This window comes from Williamsia herbipolensis (assembly GCF_000964005.1).
GTDB classification, from domain to species: domain Bacteria; phylum Actinomycetota; class Actinomycetes; order Mycobacteriales; family Mycobacteriaceae; genus Williamsia_A; species Williamsia_A herbipolensis.
Genome location: NZ_JXYP01000021.1, coordinates 45,494 through 65,064, shown reverse-complemented (window position 1 = coordinate 65,064; position 19,571 = coordinate 45,494). Strand labels below are relative to the sequence as shown.

The window sequence follows — 19,571 nt, the reverse complement described above, 5'->3', positions numbered from 1 at the left end:
TCACATCGCGGTGAGGGGGGACGTCGCCGGCCCCTCCAGGACCGCGCCGTCGGCGGCGAATCGTGAACCGTGCAGAGGGCAGTCCCACGACTTCTCCGCGTCGTTCCACTCCACGATCCCGAAGAGGTGCGGGCAGACGGGGGAGACGGTGTGTGTCGCACCCTCCACGGTGCACGCCGCGATGGGCTTACCGCCACGATGTCCGGTCCGCGCCTCGCCCTCCCGGGGCGTTCCCGGATCGGTCGAGGCGACCACTTTGGCCCACCCGCGGGCCATGTGCAGGCCCACCGAGGCGTTGGCCGACGCGGCCGAAGGAAGCGACAACGCCTGAGAGGGACGCGAATTCCGGAACGTCCGCGCCCAGTCGATGTCGCCGCCCAGCAGGTGGGCCGACATCGCCAGGCCCGCGGCGACGGCGTTGGTCATTCCCCACTTCGCGTATCCTGTCGCGACCAGCACCCGGTCGGTTCCGGGAAGCACCGGGCCCACGTAGGGCAGCTGGTCGAAGGAGCTGTAGTCCTGCGCCGACCAGCGAGCGTGCAGCCGTGCCGACGGGAAGGTCCGCCGCGTCCACGTCAGGAGATCGTCGACGTGCGACCGTTCGGATCCACCGCGTGCGACCTCGTGCCCGAAGCCGCCGACCAGCAGATAGGTCGTCCCGTCAGAGCGGGTGGCGTACCGCAGCGACACCGACGGCGAATCGGCCCCGAGGTACATCGATCGGGGCATCGGGTCGTCGATCTCGAAGGCTCCGGCGTACGACCGCTGCGCGGTGAGGCGCGCGAAATGGGCGCCGCGGTCGAGGATCGGGCTGCCGGTCGCCACCACGACCGAGCCTCCGCTCACCTGCCCGCGGTCGGTGCTGACGGTCAGGTCGCCGCGACTCGTCAGTGCCGGACGCAGCAGGCTCGTCCCCGTCACCCGCACCCCCTCGATGACAGTGCCGCCCCGGCGGCGGACCTCGTCGGCCAGCGCGTCGAGCAGGGGCATGGGGTCGAGTTGCGCCTGATCGGCGAGTTCGACGGCTGCCTGCACAGCGAACGGGAGTTCGGTGTGGTCGATGAGAGCGACATCGAGACCCGCCTCGCGGGCCACACGGAACTGTGATCGGACCGTTTTCGCGCCATCGGCACCGGCGGCATAGGTGATCGCCGACTCCCGGTCCACGTCGACGCCGCTGTCGGCGCAATAGCGCAGCAGCCACTCCATTCCCTCACGATTCGCCGCCACGTAGTCGTTCACCGCCCGCATCCCGTGATGCGACGCGATCGACGACAGTCGCGTTCCCTGCAGCAGGCTCACCTTCCCGGTCGTGTTGCCGGTGGTGACCGCGCCCCGGTGGCGTGCCTCCAGAACCGCCACCGTCGCACCGGAACGTGCGAGCAGGACCGCGGTGACCAGGCCCGTGATTCCCGCGCCGATGACGACGTGGTCGTATCGCGCGCCCCGGGCCAGGTCCGTCGTCGGCTCCGGGGACCGATCCTGCAACCACAATGACGTCATCTGATGCCTCTCGCCGAATCGGATCTGTCTCCGCTAGGACTACCCGCCACGAGCGTGATCGAAACGGTGTGCCGACCGGCACCCCCGGACGCCGCTGATCCGGTGGGGCGTTTGAGGTCGGTGCCGGCGGGATACCCGGGGATGCGGTGGTCGGTGAATCGACGTCAGGAGTGATCGTGGTCCACGCGAGCGAGGTCGATCGGGTGTCGGCGCGGCAGGCGGTCCCGGCGCAACTGGTCGTCGGCGCGTCGTTGTCGAACCTGACGGTCATCCGGTCGGTGGTGGAGAGCGTTCTGCTGACCGAGGACTTCTCGATCGCCGATGTCTCCGACGTCGTCCTCGGGGTCGACGAGATCGCCACCCAGATCATCACGCGCTCGCGCGAGACCGACACGGTGGGTTGCTCGCTCCTGGCCGTTCCGGCGGGTGTCGCCGTCGAGGTCCGCGGCGTGTTGCGGTCTGCGTCGACACTGTCGACAGACGGATTCGGATGGCATGTCGTGCGGACCGTCGCCGATTCGGTCACCATCGACGTGGCAGGGGTCGCCCCCGACCGTGAGGTGCTGGTGCGAATGGCCAAGTCGCGGTCCACGGAGACGAAACCCACCGCGCCGGCGCTGTGAGCTGGGCGGGGTTTGAGATGTCGTCGCACAGGCTATCCGGCACACCTGTGCCGTCAACAACAGGAGAATGCGTGAGCATCGCGATCCACGAATCGGTCCGGTCCACCGGTCCGGCCCTGCCGGCAGGACGCGGCGCGCTGTCGTCGGAGGTGGTCGAACTCCTCAGGGGCTCGCGACCGGACGCCGACGCACCGTCGCCGGTCACACTCGCCGCGGTCGCCGAGGCCGACCCGTACGGCGTCGACCTCCACCTCGCCCTCTACACCTGCTACGAACTGCACTACCGCGGCTTCGCGGGCGTCGATCCCGAATGGGAGTGGGACCCGGCACTCCTGGGCCTGCGTCGCCACCTCGAGGCGCGTTTCCGCTCCGCCCTCGATGTCGACATCGCGCCGATCGGCCCCGACGACGACGTCGACCGCGAGATGTCGGAGATGTCGGTCGAACCCATCGACGGCACCGGACCCTCCTACTTCCTCCGCGACGAGGGCACCTGGACACAGATGCGTGAGTACCTCGCGGTGCGGTCGCTCTATCACCTCAAGGAGGCGGACCCGCACGCCTGGGCGATCCCGCGCCTCACCGGGCGGAGCAAGGCGGCATTCGTCGCCGTCGAGTTCGACGAGTACGGCGGCGGGCGGGGCGACCGCATGCACCAGCAGTTGTTCGCCGACCTCATGGACGCCGCGGGACTCGACTCCACCTACCTCGGGTACCTCGACCGCGCGCCCGCGCAGGCCCTGGTGACGGTGAACCTCATGTCGATGATCGGCCTGCACCGGGCGCTGCGCGGCGCATCGGTGGGACATCTGGCCGCCACCGAGATCACCTCGTCGCCCGGTTCACGTCGTCTCGCCGAGGCGATGGATCGCCTGGGGGCGCCGGCCGCATGCGCGGCGTTCTATCGCGAACACGTCGAGGCCGACGCGGTGCACGAACAGGTGATGCGCACCGACGTGGTCGGAGACCTCATCACCCACGAACCCGATCTGCACGACGACGTCCTGTTCGGCATGCGCGCGTTCGACCTCGTCGAGGGTCGGCTGGCCGACCACATGATGGAGTCGTGGCAACGCGGGGACGCAGCCATCGACATCGACTGAGCGACAACGGGTCCGACAGATCGGGTTTGAGCCGCAGCACCGGCGGGTGCGGCGGCCTCACTCGACGGCGCGCGCCCGCCGCCGATGGCTGGTGTCGCACAGCGGGAACGTCTTGCTCCGCTTACACGCACAGATCGCGACCAGGAATCGGTCCGACTCGACCACCGCACCGTCGGGCATCTCGATGCGGACCGGACCCTCCACCATGATCGGACCGCCCGCCACCATCCGGACCGTGTGCCGCCCGGTCATCGACGACCCCGGACGACCGCGAGCATCTCCGTCTGTGCCGCGGGCGGGAGCAGCCCGCGGCGACCCAACCACTCGGCGCGTTCGCGTAGCACCGGCCCCAGCGGGATGTGCCCGGACGCCACGCTCTGCGCGCCCACGCCCCCGGCGGTGAGCATCGCCACGGTGGTGTCGACACCCGAAGTCTCCGAGTGCACGAACAGACACATCCCCTCCGCCGTCAGCAGGTCGGGAACGGCGCGACACAACGGATCGAGAACCGAGCGGCCGTCGGCACCGGCATCCCACGCGGTCGCCGCCATGTCCCCGCCGGCCACACCGTCCGGTGCCGGGACGTACGGCGGGTTGCTGAGCACCACGTCGAACGGACCCGCGGCGAGCGCCTCGGCGATGGAGCCCTGCCGAGCGTCGACGACGACCCCGGCGTCTGCGGCGTTGACCGCCGTACTGCGCACCGCCTCGGGGTTGATGTCGAAGGCGATCACCTCACGCGCCCCGAGACAGGCCGCGGCGATGCCGATGACACCGCTGCCGCAACACAGATCGAGCACCCGCCGACCCGCGATGGCGTCGCTGTCGGCCCGCATGGCCTCGATCAGGAGGAACGAGTCCTCCTGGGGCGCGTACACAGAATCGCCGAGCGTGAACTCGTGGGGGAGCAATCCCTCTGTCGGCGGTGCGACCACCGCGTCGCGCACAGACGCGCCCGCGAAGGCGAGCGGATCGGTCACATGCGTGGTGTGGGAGGGGAGGAGGGGGTTGAGGAGCACTGTCACCTCTGACGTCGACGTCCACGATGCCGTTGCCGCGACACCCGTGCGAACCGGGTACCCGGCGACTCCCCGGACCAAACCTCAGGGACCGAACATCATCGGCGGTGTCCGACCCCCGCAACCATGCGGTGTCCTACCCGCCCACCATCCCGCGGTGTCCTACCCGCCCACCATCCCGCGGTGTCCTACCCGCCCACCATCCCGCGGTGCATGATGCGGTCGCCCACCACACCCGAGTGGTCCGCCTTGTGCATCACGCAGCGGTTGTCCCACATCACGACATCCTTCGGCGACCACCGGTGGGCGAGGACGTTGTCGGGACGGGTGCTGTGCTCGAGGAGCGACGCCACCGTGTCGGCGGCCTCCTCCTCGCTGAGCCCACTCACCTCCGCACACCGCTGCGGCGTCGAGAGATACAGCGCCGTGCGGCCCGAGATCGGGTGCGTCGCGCAGAGCGGGTGCACCGCCGACGTCTCCGCGTCGTCGTCGAGGTCGAGGCCGGTCACCACGTGGGTCACCGTCCGCCCCGACAGATCCTCACGCACCATCTCCGGCAACGATTCGAACGCCCGGTACTGGTTGCTGAACAGGGTCTGACCGCCCTCGAGGGGGACGTCGACGGCTCGTAACGCGGTGTACACCGGTGGATGTCGCACGTAGCTGGTGTCGACGTGGAACTGCGATCGCGGCGGGGTCGAGCGTCCCACGTTGCTGATCACGTTCAACTCCGGACGCCCCGCCACCGGCGTCTCCCCGACGGTGAACACCGTCTCGCCGAAGTTGCGCAGGAACGCGAGGAAGTCGTCGTCGCTGATGTCCTGGTCGGGGAGGATGATCACCCCGTGCTCGGCGAGCAGCGTCCGCAACTCGTCGGTGTCGGCGGGTTCCAGCGGCCCCACGCGGACGCCGGTCACCTCGGCGCCCAGCGGGTCCAGTGCGGTGTGCTTCATCGTTTCTCCTGTTCGGCGCGCAGTTCCGCGAGCGCGATGGCGAACACCTCGTCGAGCCCGATACCCGCGGCCTTCGCCATGACCGCGATCACGCTGCCCGGGGCGAACGAGCAGTAGGGCCCCGCCTCGAGGAAGAACGGCGTGCCCTCCGGGTCGATCCGGAAGTCGAACAGGCTGTGGTGGCGGCACCCCAGCGCGCGGTGGCACCGACGCGCGGCCTCGTGCACCACCGCCACGATCGGATCGTCGTCGTCGACGATCCAGGCGTGGTCGGCGTCCTTCGCGACGAGGAAGAGGTCACCGTCGTCGGAGCGTGCCAGCTTGTCGGCGCGATCGCGGATCGGTTTGGTCTCCGCATCGACGGCGTACTCCTCGAGTGGGAGACAGACGAGCTCACCGTCGCGGACGATGATGCCGCATCGCACCTCACGCCCCAGCTCGACGAAGGACTCGACCAGCGCAGAATCCCCCAGTGCGAGAGCGGTATCGAGGGCCGCGGGCAGCTCCGAGGCGTCCCGGACCAGCGTCACGCCGTCGGAGTTGTCGGCGTCGACGGGCTTGACCACCACCGGCAGCGACAGTGTCGGTGCGTCGCCGCGCCGCACCACCTCGCCGTCGGGCACGGCGACCCCCGCCGCCGCGACGATCGCGCGGGTGGCCGCCTTGTCGGCGGCGATGGCCATCACCTCACCGGAGTTGCCGAGTCGCCCGATACCGAGCACGTCGAACACCGAACGGTACGAGGTCATCCCGGGTCGACAGAACATCTGCGGCACGACGACGTCGACGCCCCACGACTCGATCATCTCCAACGCCCGAGCAGCGGAGAACTCCTCGGCCGCGGCGATCCCGGGCGGGGTCAGGTCGTCGGGGAACGACCACCGACCTCCCGGCGCCACGTGGGCGATCCGGTTGTCGTACCGCGTGTCGGCGCGCAGGGACTCCAGGCACCCCGATGCGTAGAGGCGGGACAGGTCGGCGAACGCCTCGTCCACGGGCGACCCCACGAGGTGCAGCACCAGGGTGCGCTCGGGCCGCCTCGGCACGTCGGTCACGGGATCAGTCGCCACCGTTCTCCACCAACTTGCCGATGTTGAAATCGATGCGGCTCCACCCGCGTCGCGCACGCAGGTTCTTCACCAGCAGCGACGGGATCTGCACGTGGTGCACCATCAGGAACGGCAGCGGGTCGTCTCGGTCGAAGATCGCGTCGGTGCTGCGCCGGATGCTCGCCAGCCGTGCACGACGTCCCCGCTCGGTCAGCAGTCGCCACAGTTCGTGATAGATCCAGTGCGTCGGGCGCGACGATGCCGTCGGGACCACGGTGGGGTGGTCGTCGGTGAGGTACGCCGCCGCCACGCCGGGGTGGTCGTAGAACATCGTGATCGCCGAGTGCGTCCGCGGATTGCACTCGATGGCGTAGACGGTGCCGTCGGAGGCCTCGATGAAGTCGAACGACGCCTGCCCCGTCAGGTCCAGCGGTGCGAGGAAGGTCTCGACCCAGCGGCGGATGTCGGGCTTGTCGACCATCTCGTAGTTGATCTGGAAAGCCGACGATTCGCAGCAGGCGTACACCTGGAGACGCCCGTCGCGCACCGTGCCGTGCGTGCAGTACTCGGTGCCCTCGATGAACTCCTGCAGGATCCAGGGATCGTCGGGCGAGATCCCGAGGCTGCGGGCGAAAGCGGTGTTCTCCTCGGGGGTCTCGCGTCGCAGGCGCGTGAGGTCCATCCGGCCCACGGGGTTGTAGGCGATCCGCTTGAGGATGTACTCGCGGCCCGGACGGAAGTCGAAGTCGTCGATCTGTACCGGATCGGTGATGCGCGCGAAGTGCGGGACCGCCAGACCCAGGGACGCCGCGTGGGCGGAGAACTCGTCCTTGTCGTCGAGCATGTGCACCGTCTTCTCGTCGCCGTGCACGACCTCGCAGTGCTCGTCGAGGAGTGTGTGGGCGGCCGCCTCGTGGATGCTCGACGCCGGGCTCGACACGGGCACCACCACATCGACGCCCTCGTCGACGACGATGTCGCGCAGGGCCTGTGCGTATCCGGGTGCGGTCGGTTCGGGGGTGCAGTGGAAGGCGTCGACGGCGCGGGAGAACCGGTGTCCGGTCCAGCGGTACTTCGTCGACTCGACGAGCACCACACGGTGGCCGGCGGCGTGGAACGCGCGTGCGAGCGCCAGGGCCTTGGTCATCTTGCCGCCGGTCACCAGCACGGTCTTCCGGTCGACGGACGGACCCGGATCCGTCGTGCGCGCAGGGTGCAGCCGACCGACCACCCAGGCTGTGCCCACGACGGCCGCATCGATCGGCAGGGTCACCGTCAACGCCGCGAGCACCGCGAGGGTGCGCGCGGCGTTGGCCTCACGCAGTGACGTCACCGCGCGCGATCCGGCACCCGCCGGATCAGGGTGAGCCCGTCGCGCAGGGGCAACACCACCTGTTCGACACGGTCGTCGTAGGTGAGCGCGGCGTTGAACGTCGCCATCGCCGCCCCGTTCACCGACGCGGTGGTACCGGCGGCGTAGGGCTCGCCCTGCAGCAGGGTGTTGTCGACGGCGATCAGGGCTCGGGGCGCGAGCAGCGACCCCTCCAGCAGGAGGTCGAGGTAACCGAGGTACCCCGGCTTGTCGGCGTCGATGAAGACGAAGTCGAACGGTGCGACGTCGCCGGCACGGAAGCGGTCGTCGAGACGCCGCAGGGTCTCACCCGCCGGTCCCACCTCGATCGTGATCCGGCGCCCCACCGGCGAACGGTCGAAGCACTCGCGTGCGAATGCCGCGACGTCTGCGTCGATCTCACACGCCACCACCTCGCCGGCCTCGCCGAGTTCTTCGGCCATCGCTAGCGCCGAGTAACCGGTGAACATGCCGATCTCGAGCACGCGCCGCGCGGCGCACGCGAACACCAGGAACTTCAGCGCCTGACCCTCGACATGGCCGGAGAGCATCTCCTGCTCGAGTCGCACCTCGGGGATCGACGACGGGTTCGCGTCCCAGTCGCGATGCGCGGTGCGCATCGCGAGATCGGCCAGCGCCGCCGATTCCGCGGTCGTGCACAGGTCCAGATAGGGGTCGAGTCCGGCGGCAAGCGCCTCGGCGCGTGCCGCCGAGACGAGGATCGACCGATCGAGACCGTCGATCCCCTCGAGCCGCTCGCGCATGTCCCGCACCACCTCGGCGAGGATCGTCGACGGTGTGACCGGCCGCGGCGCAGCCGGTGTCGACATCTCCACGGGGTGGGTATCAGTCATGCGCACCGGTGAACATGTCGACACCGTCGCCCGCCCGATCGAACTCCTCGACCAGCTTCTTGTGCATCTGCAGCGCGTCGGCCAACTCGTCGGTCGTCACGTCGTTGAGGAAACGGCAGCTCCCGATGGGGTCGGGGATCGCGGCGCGCAGCAGCCCGTCGCGGGTCTTGAGGATCGAACCGGTGGCGTCGGCGAGGAGCTCGGCGGTGAGGAACTCGCTGTCGAGGGCGAGGCCGAGTCGACTCATGACACCGAGAACGCGGTCGCGATCGGCCACCGTGAGGTGTCCGCGCTGCTCGGCCAGGGTGGTCGAGAGCGCCATGTCGATGTTGATCGCGTGCCCGTGGAAGAACGGCGCCGGGGGAGTGAGCTCGAGTGTCGGGCTCCAGGTGTGACCGAACGCGATCACACGATCGAGATCGATCTCGTGCAGGTTCGGCGCCTCCAGATCGAGCATGGTGGCGATCGCGGCGTAGGTCAGTCGATCGCCTACCGCACGCAACTCGGCGGAGCCGTCGAGGTGACCGAAACGGGTGCGCAGGAGATCGGGACCGTGCTCGTCGAGCATGTCGAAGATCTCGGAGTTCCCGACCACCGAGATCTTGATCAGCTCGGCCATGCCGTTGCGGACCTGATCCTCGGGAAGCGTTGCGAGGAAGGAGAAGTCGAGCAGCACCTTCTGCGACGCGTGGTACGCGCCGAGACGGTTCTTGTGCTTGCCGTAGTTGACCGCGACCTTGATCGACACGCTGGCGTCGATGAGACCGATCAGCGTGGTGGGGATGCGGATGTAGGGCGTGTTGCGCCGGTAGCTCGCGCAGGCGTACCCGGCGACGTCGGTGGTCAGGCCACCACCGACGACGAGGACCGGCTCGGTGCGGACGAGACCGAACGCGTCGAATTCGCCGACGATGGTCTCGAAGGTCTCCAACGACTTCGCGGTCTCGCGGATCTGCACCGGCACCACCGTGAGATCGAGCCCGTGGTGGTCGAAGTAGGTGCGGATGGCGTCGCCGTAGAGCGACAGGACGGTCTCGTCGATGACCATCAGCGCCCGACCGTACGGGCGGTAGCTGTCGGCCAGTTCGGTGTTGTCGACGGCGAACACGCCGTCGACGTAGATCAGGTCGTATTCGATCTTCTCGTAACCCTCGACGTGGAAGGCGCGGTCGGTCGAGGTGACCTGTGCTTGCAGATTGCTCACTGTGGTGCTCCAGGATGTGTGCCGCGCGAGGTCGGCGGCGGTTCGGCAGGGAAAAGGTGTGGCGAAAAGGGTGTGGCGGGAGAGGTGGAGGTCAGGCGGTGCCGGCGGCGAGCTCGCGCACGCGGGCGGAGTCCAGGACCTCGACGACCTCGACGGCGGAGCCGAAGTCGCCGTCGGCGGTGTTCTCGTTCGGGAACGCGATGCAGCGGACGTCGGCGGCACCCGCAGAGGCGACACCACCCTCGTTGTCCTCGATGGCGACGGCGTGGCCCGCCTGCTCACCGAGCTCGGCGAGGGCGAAGCGGTAGGCCGCGGCGTCGGGCTTGGGGGTCTCGACGCTGTCGGAGTCGACGATGATGTCGAAGGTGTCGGCGCTGATGGCCGGGGCGAGGGCGTCGAGCAGCGCGGTGATGTTCTCGCGCGACGTCGTCGTGACGAACCCGAGCTTCACACCGTCGGACTTCGCGGCCTGCACCGTCTCGACGACCCCCTGGCGGGGCTGCAGACCGGCGTCGCCGATCAGCGTCTGGAAGATCCTCGACTTGGTCGCGTGGACGGCGGCGGCGTCGACATCGTCACCGTGTGCCGAGGCGTACTCGGCGATGCGGTCGGCCCCGCCGTTGGATCCGAGCATGCCGATGTAGTCGTCCCGGGTCCAGGTCCAGTCCAGGTCGTGCTCGGCGAAGGCCTGGTTGAAGGCCTGACGCTGCAGTTCAGAGGTGTCGGCGAGGGTGCTGATGGAGCCGAACAGGATTGCGGGCATGACGGCCTTTCGAAGGGTGTGGGAGAGCAGTGGGCGGCGGTACGGACCCGAAAGAGAGGGTCCCGGCGGCCGGCGCGTGGGACGATGGCAATGGTCGTATCCAATAGGGAAAACCAAAGGTGTTGGCGCCGTTGGGTTTCCACGCCAGACCCGTTGCTTCTGATCCAACAGTACAGTAACGGTCTGTCAGTTCAATAGGTTTGCATCGGAAAAACGTGCGACGGTGGAAGGGCGTCACTCCACGCGGGTGAGACAGTGGAGGGGAACCATCGACCGACAGAGCTGAGGACATGACCGACACATCTGAGGACGCGCGAGTGGCGCGCACCCGGGGTGACGTGTCGCGCGCCGCTCTGGAGGTCCTGACCAAGCAGAGGTGGGATGCGGTCTCCCACGCCCACATCGCACGCGTCGCGGGGTATTCGAAGACGACGCTGTACACCCACTGGCCGTCGAAGATCGACCTCGTGGGTCTCGCGCTCGACGCCCTGGGCGACATGCCGCACTCGGTGCCCACCGGCGACATCCGTACCGATCTCATCAACGAACTCCGGGCGTTCCGCTCGGCCGTGGTCGACATCAAGCTCGACCGGATCCTCATCGTGCTCGCGCAGTGGGGCACCTCGGTGGAGGAGATCGCCGAGTTCAGGACGCGGCTGATCGCCGACGGCGAGGGTGTCGCGCGCGCGATGTTCGCGCGCATCGCAGACGACGTGGTCGCCGAATCGGCGATCCATCTGCTCTCGGGTGTGGTGGTCTGTCCGGCGCTGATGCACGGTCAGGTACCCGACGACAAGGTCATCGAAACCTCGGTCGACATCATCCTCGGAGGTATCGAGGCGGCGCAGGGGCGTTCGAACTCGTCATCGTGAGCTCGGACGACATCGGCGGGACCGCTGTCATCGGTGGTGGCGAGTGGCCGACTCGCTCATCGTGCCGTGTGAGCGCCCTGGTGGGACGATCGACGAGTGATCGACACCGCGGAACGTCCCGAGCACTCCGATGACGGCGATCCGCACGTGGTCGTGTTGTTCGGCGCGATGGGCGATCTCGCCAAACGCAAACTGCTCCCCGGGCTGTTCCACCTGTCGATGTCCAAACTCACGCCGGCGATCCGGGTCGTCGGCGTGAGTTTGGACGATATCACCACCGACGACTTCCCGGGCCGCGGCCAGGAAGGCGTGTCTCGAGTTCTCCAGCCGAAGTCTGACCTCGGAGGTTGTCGACGAGTTCCTCGACTCGCTGACCTACGTCTCGCAGGGTGACGGACCGGCCGCCCTTGCCGAAGCGGTCGAGCGCGCCTCGGACACCATCGGCGGCTCGGCGCGGGTACTGCACTATCTCAGCGTTCCGCCGAAGGCGGCGATGGCTGTTCTCGAGATGCTGAACGAGGCCGGTCTCGTGGAGCGCTCGCGGGTGATCATGGAGAAGCCGTTCGGGACCGACCTGGCGAGTGCGAAGAAACTCAACGCGTCGATCCACCGCTGGTTCGCCGAGGAGCAGATCTTCCGGATCGACCACTTCCTGGGCAAGGAGTCGGCCCAGAACATCCTCGCGTTCCGGTTCGCGAACGGTCTCTTCGAACCGATCTGGAACCGCAATTTCATCAATTACATCCAGATCGACGTCCCGGAGAAGCTGTCGCTGGAGGGTCGTGCCGGGTACTACGAATCGACCGGCGCCTTCCGCGACATGGTCGTCACGCACCTGTTCCAGATCCTCGCGTTCGTGGCGATGGAACCACCCACCGAGTTGGCGCCCGGCCCGATCAGCGAGGAGAAGAACAAGGTCTTCCGGTCGATGAAACCGTTGAACCCGCACGACGTGGTGCGCGGGCAGTACATCGGCTACCGCGATGAGCCGGGCGTCGCGCCCGAATCGGAGACCGAGACGTTCATCGCACTGGAGTGCGGTATCGACAACTGGCGATGGGCCGGCGTCCCGTTCTACCTGCGCACCGGGAAATGCCTGGCCGAGGGCCAACGCATCATCTCGATCGGGTTCCGTGAACCGCCCAAGAGCATGTTCCCCCAGGGATCCGGTGTGGGACAACACGGTCCGGACCACCTGACCTTCGACCTCGCCGACGTGTTCAAGGTGTCGCTGTCGTTCTACGGCAAGCGGCCCGGTCCGGGGATGAAGCTCGACAAGCTCAGCCCTGCAGTTCGGGATGGGCGAGCACGAGCATGCCGGCCTGGTCCTCGAGGCCTACGAACGGCTGATCCTCGACGCCATGAAGGGCGACCGGACCCTGTACACGACGGCCGAGGGCATCGAGCGACTGTGGGAGGTGTCGGCGCCGCTGCTGGCCGATCCGCCACCGGTGCGCAGCTACAGCCCGTGGTCGTGGGGTCCGAATGCGATCCACCAGCTCATCGCGCCGCACGCGTGGCGTCTGCCCTTCGAACGGAGCTGGCGGAGCAAGGACAGGGAGTGATCCGCCTCGGAGGCGATGGGAGTCCGGATGCGGTCCGCGCGGCCCGCCGGCCTGGGTGCCCCCGGTCAGACTCGAACTGACACTGGACGGGTTTTGAATCCGTTGCCTCTGCCAATTGGGCTACGGGGGCGCGTCGATGCCGTGGCCGCGCGGGGCGGCCGGTGGCACGAGGGACCACGGTAGTGGATCGGCGACCGCACGTGCCAACCGGTACTGTCCAGGGGAATCGGACCCCTGGTGATCGGGTCCGCCCCGGCGTCGACCGGGCAGAACACCATGGAGGTCCTCCTGTGACATCAGCGTCGCCCGCCGAACCCGCCCGACCCACCGCGCCCGAGCAGCGTGCGGCGCGTAGCCGCCCCGCGCACCGGGTGCTGGTGGCCGAGGACGACTCGCTCATCCGGATGGACCTCATGGAGATGCTCCGTGAGGAGGGATACGACGTCGTCGGTGAGGCGCCGAACGGACAGGTGGCGGTCGATCTCACCGAGTCGCTCCGCCCCGACCTCGTGATCATGGACATCAAGATGCCCGTGCGGGACGGGATCGACGCCGCGGCCGAGATCGCGCAGAAGCGCCTCGCGCCGGTCGTCATGCTGACCGCGTTCTCGCAACGCGATTTCGTCGAGAAGGCCCGCGACGCCGGAGCTCTCGCATATCTGGTGAAGCCGTTCAGCAAGGCCGATCTCGTCCCCGCGATCGAGGTGGCGGTCAGTCGCTACACCGAACTCACGACGCTCGAGGGCGAGATCGCCGACATGACCGAGCGTTTGGAGACGCGCAAGCTCGTCGAGCGCGCCAAAGGATTGTTGATGAGCAGTCAATCATTAACGGAGCCCGAGGCGTTCACGTGGATCCAGCGCGCCGCGATGGATCGGAGGACGACCATGAAGGCCGTCGCGGTGGTCGTCATCGAGACCCTCGACACCGCCGCACAGGGGTAGAGCGCCGGTTTTCGGCGAATGTTACTCACGGGCAACACGACCGCGCTAGCTTTACCGGACCGAGGGAAGGTTCGGATGCTGATGCATGCCTCCTCGGCCGTCTTGTCGCAAGGAGAACATTTTGATGTCGGGTCGCCATCTCATGAGTGGTGCAGTGGTCGCAGCGGTGTCGGTCATGACACTGGCTGCGTGCAGCAGCAGTGACAGCGGGAGTTCCGGGGAGTCCTCGGGCGCACCGTCGGAGAGTGTGAGCATCGAGTCGACTCCGGCACCCGCCGGCCTCGGCCTCGCGCAGAAACTGAACTGCCCCACGGTCGAGAAGGCAACGCCGGGGCCGGTCAGCACCGCGGCACTCAAGGTCGGCACCCTCCTGCCCGCCACCGGCAGCCTCGCCTTCCTCGGCCCGCCGGAGTTCGCCGGCGTGAAGCTCGCCGTGAAGGACATCAACGACAACGGCGGCGTGCTGGGCAAGCCGGTGGAAGAGGTCACCGGCGACTCCGGTGACACCACCACCGACACCGCGAACGCCACCGTCGACCGCGAGATCGGGGCCGGTACGCAGGTCATCATCGGTGCCGCGTCGTCGTCGGTGTCGCTGAAGGTGATCGACAAGGTCGCGACCGCGGGCGTCGTCATGTTCTCCCCGGCCAACACCTCCGACCAGTTCACCTGTTACCGCGACAAGGGGCAGTACTTCCGTACCGCCCCCGCCGACACCCTGCAGGGCCAGGCGCTCGCGCAGACCATGGCGGCCGACGGCGTGCAACGCGTGTCGGTGCTGGCGCTCAACGATCCCTACGGCACAGGGCTCGCGACCGAGGCGATCACCAACCTCGAGGCCGCGGGCATCCCGGCCGATCAGATCCAGAAGATCATCTACGACCCCAACGCGCAGTCGTTCAACGCCGAGGTCGACCAGGTGAAGAACTTCAACCCCGACGGCATCGCGGTCATCGGCTTCGACGAGAGCGCGAAGATCATCACCCGCATGCACGAGGTGGGCATCGGACCGACGGACGGCAAGTCGGTCTACGGCGTCGACGGCAACATGGGCAACGCCCTCGGCAAGGCCGTCGGTGCAGGTGTGCTCAAGGGAATGAAGGGCACGACGCCGCTCACCAACACCGGTGCCGAGTTCGAGCAGCGACTCAAGTCCGTCGACCCGTCGCTGATCGACTTCAACTACGGCGGTGAGAGCTACGACGCGACCGTCATCTCGGCTCTGGCTGCGGCACAGGCGAAGTCGACGAACGGACGGTCGATCGCCGCCCAGATCAACTCGGTCACCTCCGGTGGCGAGAAGTGCACCTCGTACAAGGCGTGCCTCGACCTCGTGAACCAGGGCCGCGACATCGACTACGACGGTGTCACCGGAACCCTCGACTTCAACGAGGCGGGTGAGCCGTCGATCGGTTCCTACGGGATCCTGGAGTTCGACGGATCGAACAAGTTGCTCAGCCCCGTCCGCAAGTACGTCTCGGTCGCCGGCAAGTAACCCACGAACAGACACGACCCCGCATCCCCGAGAGGGGGTGCGGGGTCGTGTCGTCTCAGCGGCCGGGCGAGGCCGCGAGCCGAGAAGTGGTGTCCTTCTCTACTTCTCGGAGCTACCGGCCAACGTTCCCAGATAGAGCTCGATGATCTTCGGGTCGTTGCGCAGCCGCTCCCCGGTGTCGGTGTACGCGTTGCGTCCCTGGTCGAGGACGTACCCGCGGTCGCAGATCTGCAGACACCGGCGCGCGTTCTGCTCCACCAGGATGATCGACACACCCGTGGCGTTGATGGCCTTGCACCGGATGAAGACCTGATCCTGGAACATCGGCGACAGACCCGCCGACGGCTCGTCGAGCAGCAGTACCGACGGTTCCATCATGAGAGCACGGCCCATGGCCACCATCTGGCGCTCACCGCCCGACAACGACCCCGCCTTCACCTTGCGGCGTTCGGACAGGAGGGGGAACAGGTCGGCGACCACGTCGAAACGCTCGGCGAACTTCTTGGGTCGCAGGTAGATCCCCATCTCGAGGTTCTCCTCGATCGTCAACGCGGGGAACACGTTCTGCGTCTGCGGGACGTACCCCACACCGGCCTGGACGAGGGTGTGTGCCTTGGCCGAGGTGATGTCGGTGTCGCGCAGGCGAACCGAGCCGTTGCGGATCGGGATCAATCCGAACAACGCCTTCAGCAGCGTCGACTTGCCCGCGCCGTTGGGTCCGATGATGCCGACGATCTCACCGTCGTCGAGGTAGAAATTGCACTCCGAGAGGATGTCGATGCCCGGTAGGTAGCCGGCGGTGATGTCGTCGGCGCGGATCAGGGCGTTGCCGGCACGTCGCTGGTGCTCAGCGGGTGTCGCGGCCAGCTGGGCCGGTGTCAGATCGACCTTCCCGCCACCCTTCTGGAGGCCGTCGGACTCGCTCATGGCTTCTCCTCGGCGTCGTCGTGGGGTGTCGGATCGTGTCGGGGCGAGGTCACCGTGGGCGGAGGGGCAGAGAGGTCGCCGCCCGCCTGCAGGGTCTCCTCGATCGCCTCGTCCACCTCGTGGGCGAGCACCGCGGTCTCGCCGACCGGGTTGCCGTCGGCATCGAACTCGAGTGCCTGGTCGTGATGTCCGCCGAGGTACGCGTCGACCACCGCCTCGTTGTCACCGAGTCGGTCGGGGAGGGACTCGGCGATGACCGTGCCCTGCGCCATCACCACCACCCAGTCGCTGATGTCGCGGATGACGTCCATGTCGTGTTCTACGAAGACGACGGTCATGCCGTCCTCGCGCAACGACTTGATGTGCTCCAGAAGACTCTGTGTGAGTGCGGGATTCACGCCGGCCATCGGCTCGTCGAGCATCACCACCTCGGGGTCGCACATGAGTGCCCGGGCCATCTCCAGGAGCTTGCGCTGGCCGCCGGACAGCGACCCGGCGTAGTCGTTCGCCTTCTCCTCGAGACGAAATCGTCGCAGCAGGGCGTGGGCCCGCTCGGTGATCTCGGCTTCCTGCTTGCTCCAGGTCCACGGGGCCAACGCGGCGAGGAAGTGCTCCCCGCGCTGGTGGCGACCACCGAGACGCACGTTGTCGAGCACTGACAACTTCGCCAGCGCGCGGGTCAGCTGGAACGTGCGCACCATGCCGCGGCGCGAGACCTGGTGCGGGACGAGCTTCCCCAGCGGGTCGCCGTTGAGTGACCACGTCCCGGTGTTCGGTTTGTCGAATCCGGTGATGAGGTTGAAGAACGTCGTCTTGCCCGCACCGTTGGGCCCGATCAGTCCGGTGATGGCGCCCCGCTGGATCTCCAGGTGGGCGACGTCGACGGCGGTGAGCCCGCCGAACTTCCGGGTGATGCCGTCGACGGTGATGATCGCGTCGGGTTTCGCGCTCCCCGGCAGGGGGTCGACGGTCGAGAAGATCTGTGCACGTTCCTCGGCCGAGAGCGCCGTGAGCCGTGGGGTCGCGATGGTCGACGTCAGCGACGTCGAGGTCTGGGGCGTGTCACTTGGCATCGAGTTGCACCTCCCGCTTGTTGCCCAGGATGCCCTGCGGGCGGAACACCATCATCAGGGCGATGGCGACACCGAGCAGGACGTACCGGATGGCACCGACCTGTTGCTGGCTGAGGTCGAGGATGGGGTTGTCGCCCGAGGTGGCCTGGCGCAGCAGCACATCGGGGATCGAGAGCAGGAACCAGAACAGCATCGCGCCGAGGACCGGACCGAACACGGTGGCCGCGCCACCGAGGATCAGTGCGCCGTAGGCGAAGAAGGTCTGGGCGGTGGAGTAGAAGTCGGGGTTGATCGACTGTGTCTGCAGGGCGTTGAACACCCCGGCGAGGCCGCCGATGCACCCGCCGAGCACGAGCGCCTGCATCTTGTAGAAGTAGGCGTTCTTGCCGACCGACCGCGCGGCGTCCTCGTCCTCGCGCACCGCCTTGAGCACGCGTCCCCAGGGACTGCGGACCAGAAGGAAGACGAACAGGCACAGCAGCGCCACCAGGATCCAGCCGATCACCATCGACCACAGGTCGCTGCCCTGGAACTTGATGCCGATGAACGAGTACTGCTTGCCGTTGTCGAACGGGCTCAGCGAATAGAAACCGTCGGCGTAGCCGAAGAGGCCGTTCGTCGACCCCGTCACGCTGTCGGTGGAGGTCGATCGGAATATCAGCCGCAGGATCTCCGAGGCCGCGATGGTGACGATGGCGAGGTAGTCCGCGCGCAGGCGCAGGGTGGGGAGGCCGAGCACGAGGGCGAGTACGCCCGCGGCGACGACGCCGATGATCGCCCCGGCCCACAACGGCAGGTCGTACTTCACCGACATGATGCCGACGCCGTAGCCACCGAGGAGGGCGAAACCGATCTGCCCGAAGTTCAGCAGGCCGGTGTAGCCGAAGTGCAGGTTCAGCCCGATGGCCAGGAGTGCGTAGAAGATCGCCGAGGGCCCCACGAGCTGGGCGAGCGACGTCTGCAGAGCTGCGATGAGATCCATGTCGTCAGCCGATCCGTGCGCGGGATCCGAGGATGCCCTGGGGTCGTATGGCGAGGATGACGATCAGGACGACCAGACCGCCGATGTACTTCAGGTCGGGGTTGACCCAGTACGTCGAGAGCTGGACGAGGAGACCGACGATCACGCAGCCGAGGAGCGCGCCGTAGGCGGTACCCAGACCGCCGAGGGTGATGCCGGCGAACATGAGCAGCAACAGCTTGAACCCCATCTCCCACTGGACCCGGCCCGAGAGTTCCGACAGGGCGAACAGGACACCGCCGAGGGTGGCCAGCGCGCCGGCGAGCGCCCAGACGAACAGGATGACGCGGTCGACGTCGATGCCCGACGAGGCCGCGAGGTCCCGGTTGTCGGCGACGGCGCGCATCGCCTTGCCGATCCGGGTGCGTTGCAACATGGTGGCCACGGCCACGAGCACCACCAGGCTGACGATGATGCAGAAGAGGTTGACCGGGGTGATGGCGAAGGCGCCCGAACCGATCTGGGTCTGGACCTGGTAGTCGGCGAAGGGCTCCGACCGATCGGAGAAGAAGATCAGGATCAGGTAGCGCGCGACCAGCGACAACCCGATCGACACGACGAGCTGTGCGACCAACCCCGATCGTCGGCGCCGCAGCAGACGCCAGATGCCCAGCTCGTTGGCGACACCGATGCCCGCGCCGATCACCACCGCGATGACGGTGGCCAGGATGAGGTTGAGGCCCAGTTTCACGTTGATGGCCCAGGCGATGACCGCACCGAGGGTCACGAGCTCACCGTGGGCGAAGTTGGTCAGACCGGTCGTCCCGAAGATCAGGCTCAACCCGACGCCGGTGATCGCGATGATGAGACCGAACCGCAGACCGTCGATGGCCAGTCGCGTCAGCTTCGACACCGCCGAGACCTCGGTGGAGGTCCGTTCGGCGCCGAAGGAGAAGATGACCGGCCGGTCGGTGCCCGCGGTCAACACCACGGGGATCGACCGCGTCTTCTCCTGGACGGAGATGCCCTTGGGCAGTGTCGACTCGTCGATGGAGACCACATAGTTGCCCGGGGGCAGGCTGATCGACCAGGCGCCGGTGGCGCTGGACTTCGCCGTGCCCACCGTGGCCCCGCCGGTGTCCTTCGCGGTGACCGTCACGTCGGCCACACGCTCGGTCCCGTTGCGCAGGTTGCCGAAGATGCGGACGTCACCAGGGGCGGCCGATGCCGTCGACGCCAGCGTCGAGGCCAGGATCATCGACGCGAATGCGGTCACCAGGATCGTTGCGCACCATCGGATCACCGCGGTTCC

18 protein-coding genes, 1 tRNA gene and 1 pseudogene are annotated in these 19,571 nt (G+C 67.7%); 6 read left to right on the top strand and 14 right to left on the bottom strand.

Going from position 1 to position 19,571, the window contains the following annotated elements:
- Positions 1–1,503, bottom strand: a complete 1,503-nt coding sequence (locus tag TU34_RS11575) for an FAD-dependent oxidoreductase (RefSeq protein ID WP_052688877.1) — start codon at positions 1,501–1,503, stop codon at positions 1–3.
- 176 nt (positions 1,504–1,679) lie between these two features.
- On the opposite strand from TU34_RS11575, the gene TU34_RS11570 reads away from it, so the two are divergent.
- Both TU34_RS11570 and TU34_RS11565 read left to right on the top strand, forming a co-directional pair.
- Complete coding sequence (locus tag TU34_RS11570) at positions 1,680–2,126, top strand: ATP-binding protein (protein ID WP_150116500.1); 447 nt, start codon at positions 1,680–1,682, stop codon at positions 2,124–2,126.
- A 71-nt stretch (positions 2,127–2,197) separates the two neighbouring features.
- Positions 2,198–3,229, top strand: coding sequence for an iron-containing redox enzyme family protein (locus TU34_RS11565; RefSeq protein ID WP_238981260.1), 1,032 nt, complete (start codon positions 2,198–2,200; stop codon positions 3,227–3,229).
- Between the two features lie 57 nt (positions 3,230–3,286).
- Here the strand turns inward: TU34_RS11565 and TU34_RS11560 are convergent, their stop codons facing one another.
- From TU34_RS11560 to TU34_RS11525, 8 genes are all read right to left on the bottom strand, one after another.
- Positions 3,287–3,481, bottom strand: coding sequence for a CDGSH iron-sulfur domain-containing protein (locus TU34_RS11560; protein ID WP_045823028.1), 195 nt, complete (start codon positions 3,479–3,481; stop codon positions 3,287–3,289).
- Complete coding sequence (locus TU34_RS11555) at positions 3,478–4,209, bottom strand: HemK2/MTQ2 family protein methyltransferase (protein ID WP_238981259.1); 732 nt, start codon at positions 4,207–4,209, stop codon at positions 3,478–3,480. The genes TU34_RS11560 and TU34_RS11555 overlap by 4 nt, the downstream gene beginning before the upstream one ends.
- A 227-nt stretch (positions 4,210–4,436) precedes the next feature.
- Positions 4,437–5,201, bottom strand: coding sequence for a TauD/TfdA dioxygenase family protein (locus TU34_RS11550; RefSeq protein ID WP_045823027.1), 765 nt, complete (start codon positions 5,199–5,201; stop codon positions 4,437–4,439).
- Entirely contained in the window at positions 5,198–6,271 is a 1,074-nt protein-coding gene (locus TU34_RS11545; RefSeq protein ID WP_238981258.1) for a D-alanine--D-alanine ligase family protein, read from the bottom strand. Before TU34_RS11545 ends, TU34_RS11550 begins: the two co-directional genes overlap by 4 nt.
- On the bottom strand, positions 6,261–7,583 hold the full coding sequence (locus TU34_RS11540) for an ATP-grasp domain-containing protein (protein WP_238981257.1): 1,323 nt from the start codon (positions 7,581–7,583) through the stop codon (positions 6,261–6,263). The genes TU34_RS11545 and TU34_RS11540 overlap by 11 nt, the downstream gene beginning before the upstream one ends.
- Positions 7,580–8,455 (bottom strand): O-methyltransferase, encoded by an 876-nt coding sequence (locus tag TU34_RS11535; protein WP_082080240.1) that lies wholly within the window; start codon positions 8,453–8,455, stop codon positions 7,580–7,582. The genes TU34_RS11540 and TU34_RS11535 overlap by 4 nt, the downstream gene beginning before the upstream one ends.
- A complete protein-coding gene (locus TU34_RS11530; RefSeq protein ID WP_045823026.1) occupies positions 8,448–9,659 on the bottom strand; it encodes a sedoheptulose 7-phosphate cyclase in 1,212 nt (403 codons plus the stop codon). Before TU34_RS11530 ends, TU34_RS11535 begins: the two co-directional genes overlap by 8 nt.
- Before the next feature lie 91 nt (positions 9,660–9,750).
- Complete coding sequence (locus TU34_RS11525) at positions 9,751–10,422, bottom strand: HAD family hydrolase (RefSeq protein WP_045823025.1); 672 nt, start codon at positions 10,420–10,422, stop codon at positions 9,751–9,753.
- Positions 10,423–10,712: 290 nt separating this feature from the next.
- Between TU34_RS11525 and TU34_RS22355 the strand changes: the two genes are divergently transcribed.
- Positions 10,713–11,294, top strand: coding sequence for a TetR/AcrR family transcriptional regulator (locus TU34_RS22355; RefSeq protein WP_052688875.1), 582 nt, complete (start codon positions 10,713–10,715; stop codon positions 11,292–11,294).
- A gap of 168 nt (positions 11,295–11,462) precedes the next feature.
- Positions 11,463–12,859, top strand: a pseudogene (gene zwf / locus TU34_RS11515) (glucose-6-phosphate dehydrogenase).
- A gap of 56 nt (positions 12,860–12,915) precedes the next feature.
- Here zwf and TU34_RS11510 read toward each other — a convergent pair.
- A tRNA-Leu gene (locus tag TU34_RS11510) sits at positions 12,916–12,989 on the bottom strand.
- A 241-nt stretch (positions 12,990–13,230) separates the two neighbouring features.
- Between TU34_RS11510 and TU34_RS11505 the strand changes: the two genes are divergently transcribed.
- A complete protein-coding gene (locus TU34_RS11505) occupies positions 13,231–13,803 on the top strand; it encodes an ANTAR domain-containing response regulator (RefSeq protein ID WP_045823259.1) in 573 nt (190 codons plus the stop codon).
- Between the two features lie 124 nt (positions 13,804–13,927).
- Positions 13,928–15,298: an ABC transporter substrate-binding protein gene (locus TU34_RS11500; RefSeq protein ID WP_045823024.1), complete on the top strand. Its 1,371-nt coding sequence runs from the start codon at positions 13,928–13,930 to the stop codon at positions 15,296–15,298.
- Between the two features lie 99 nt (positions 15,299–15,397).
- Here the strand turns inward: TU34_RS11500 and TU34_RS11495 are convergent, their stop codons facing one another.
- The 4 genes from TU34_RS11495 to TU34_RS11480 are packed head-to-tail and all read right to left on the bottom strand — an operon-like array spanning position 15,398 to position 19,517.
- Entirely contained in the window at positions 15,398–16,225 is an 828-nt protein-coding gene (locus tag TU34_RS11495) for an ABC transporter ATP-binding protein (RefSeq protein ID WP_045823023.1), read from the bottom strand.
- The gene (locus tag TU34_RS11490) at positions 16,222–17,298 is read right to left on the bottom strand and encodes an ABC transporter ATP-binding protein (RefSeq protein ID WP_045823022.1); all 1,077 of its coding nucleotides are present in this window, start codon (positions 17,296–17,298) and stop codon (positions 16,222–16,224) included. The genes TU34_RS11495 and TU34_RS11490 overlap by 4 nt, the downstream gene beginning before the upstream one ends.
- Positions 17,288–18,280, bottom strand: coding sequence for a branched-chain amino acid ABC transporter permease (locus tag TU34_RS11485; protein ID WP_045823021.1), 993 nt, complete (start codon positions 18,278–18,280; stop codon positions 17,288–17,290). The genes TU34_RS11490 and TU34_RS11485 overlap by 11 nt, the downstream gene beginning before the upstream one ends.
- A gap of 4 nt (positions 18,281–18,284) precedes the next feature.
- A complete protein-coding gene (locus TU34_RS11480) occupies positions 18,285–19,517 on the bottom strand; it encodes a branched-chain amino acid ABC transporter permease (protein ID WP_238981288.1) in 1,233 nt (410 codons plus the stop codon).
- Between the last annotated feature and the right edge of the window lie 54 nt (positions 19,518–19,571).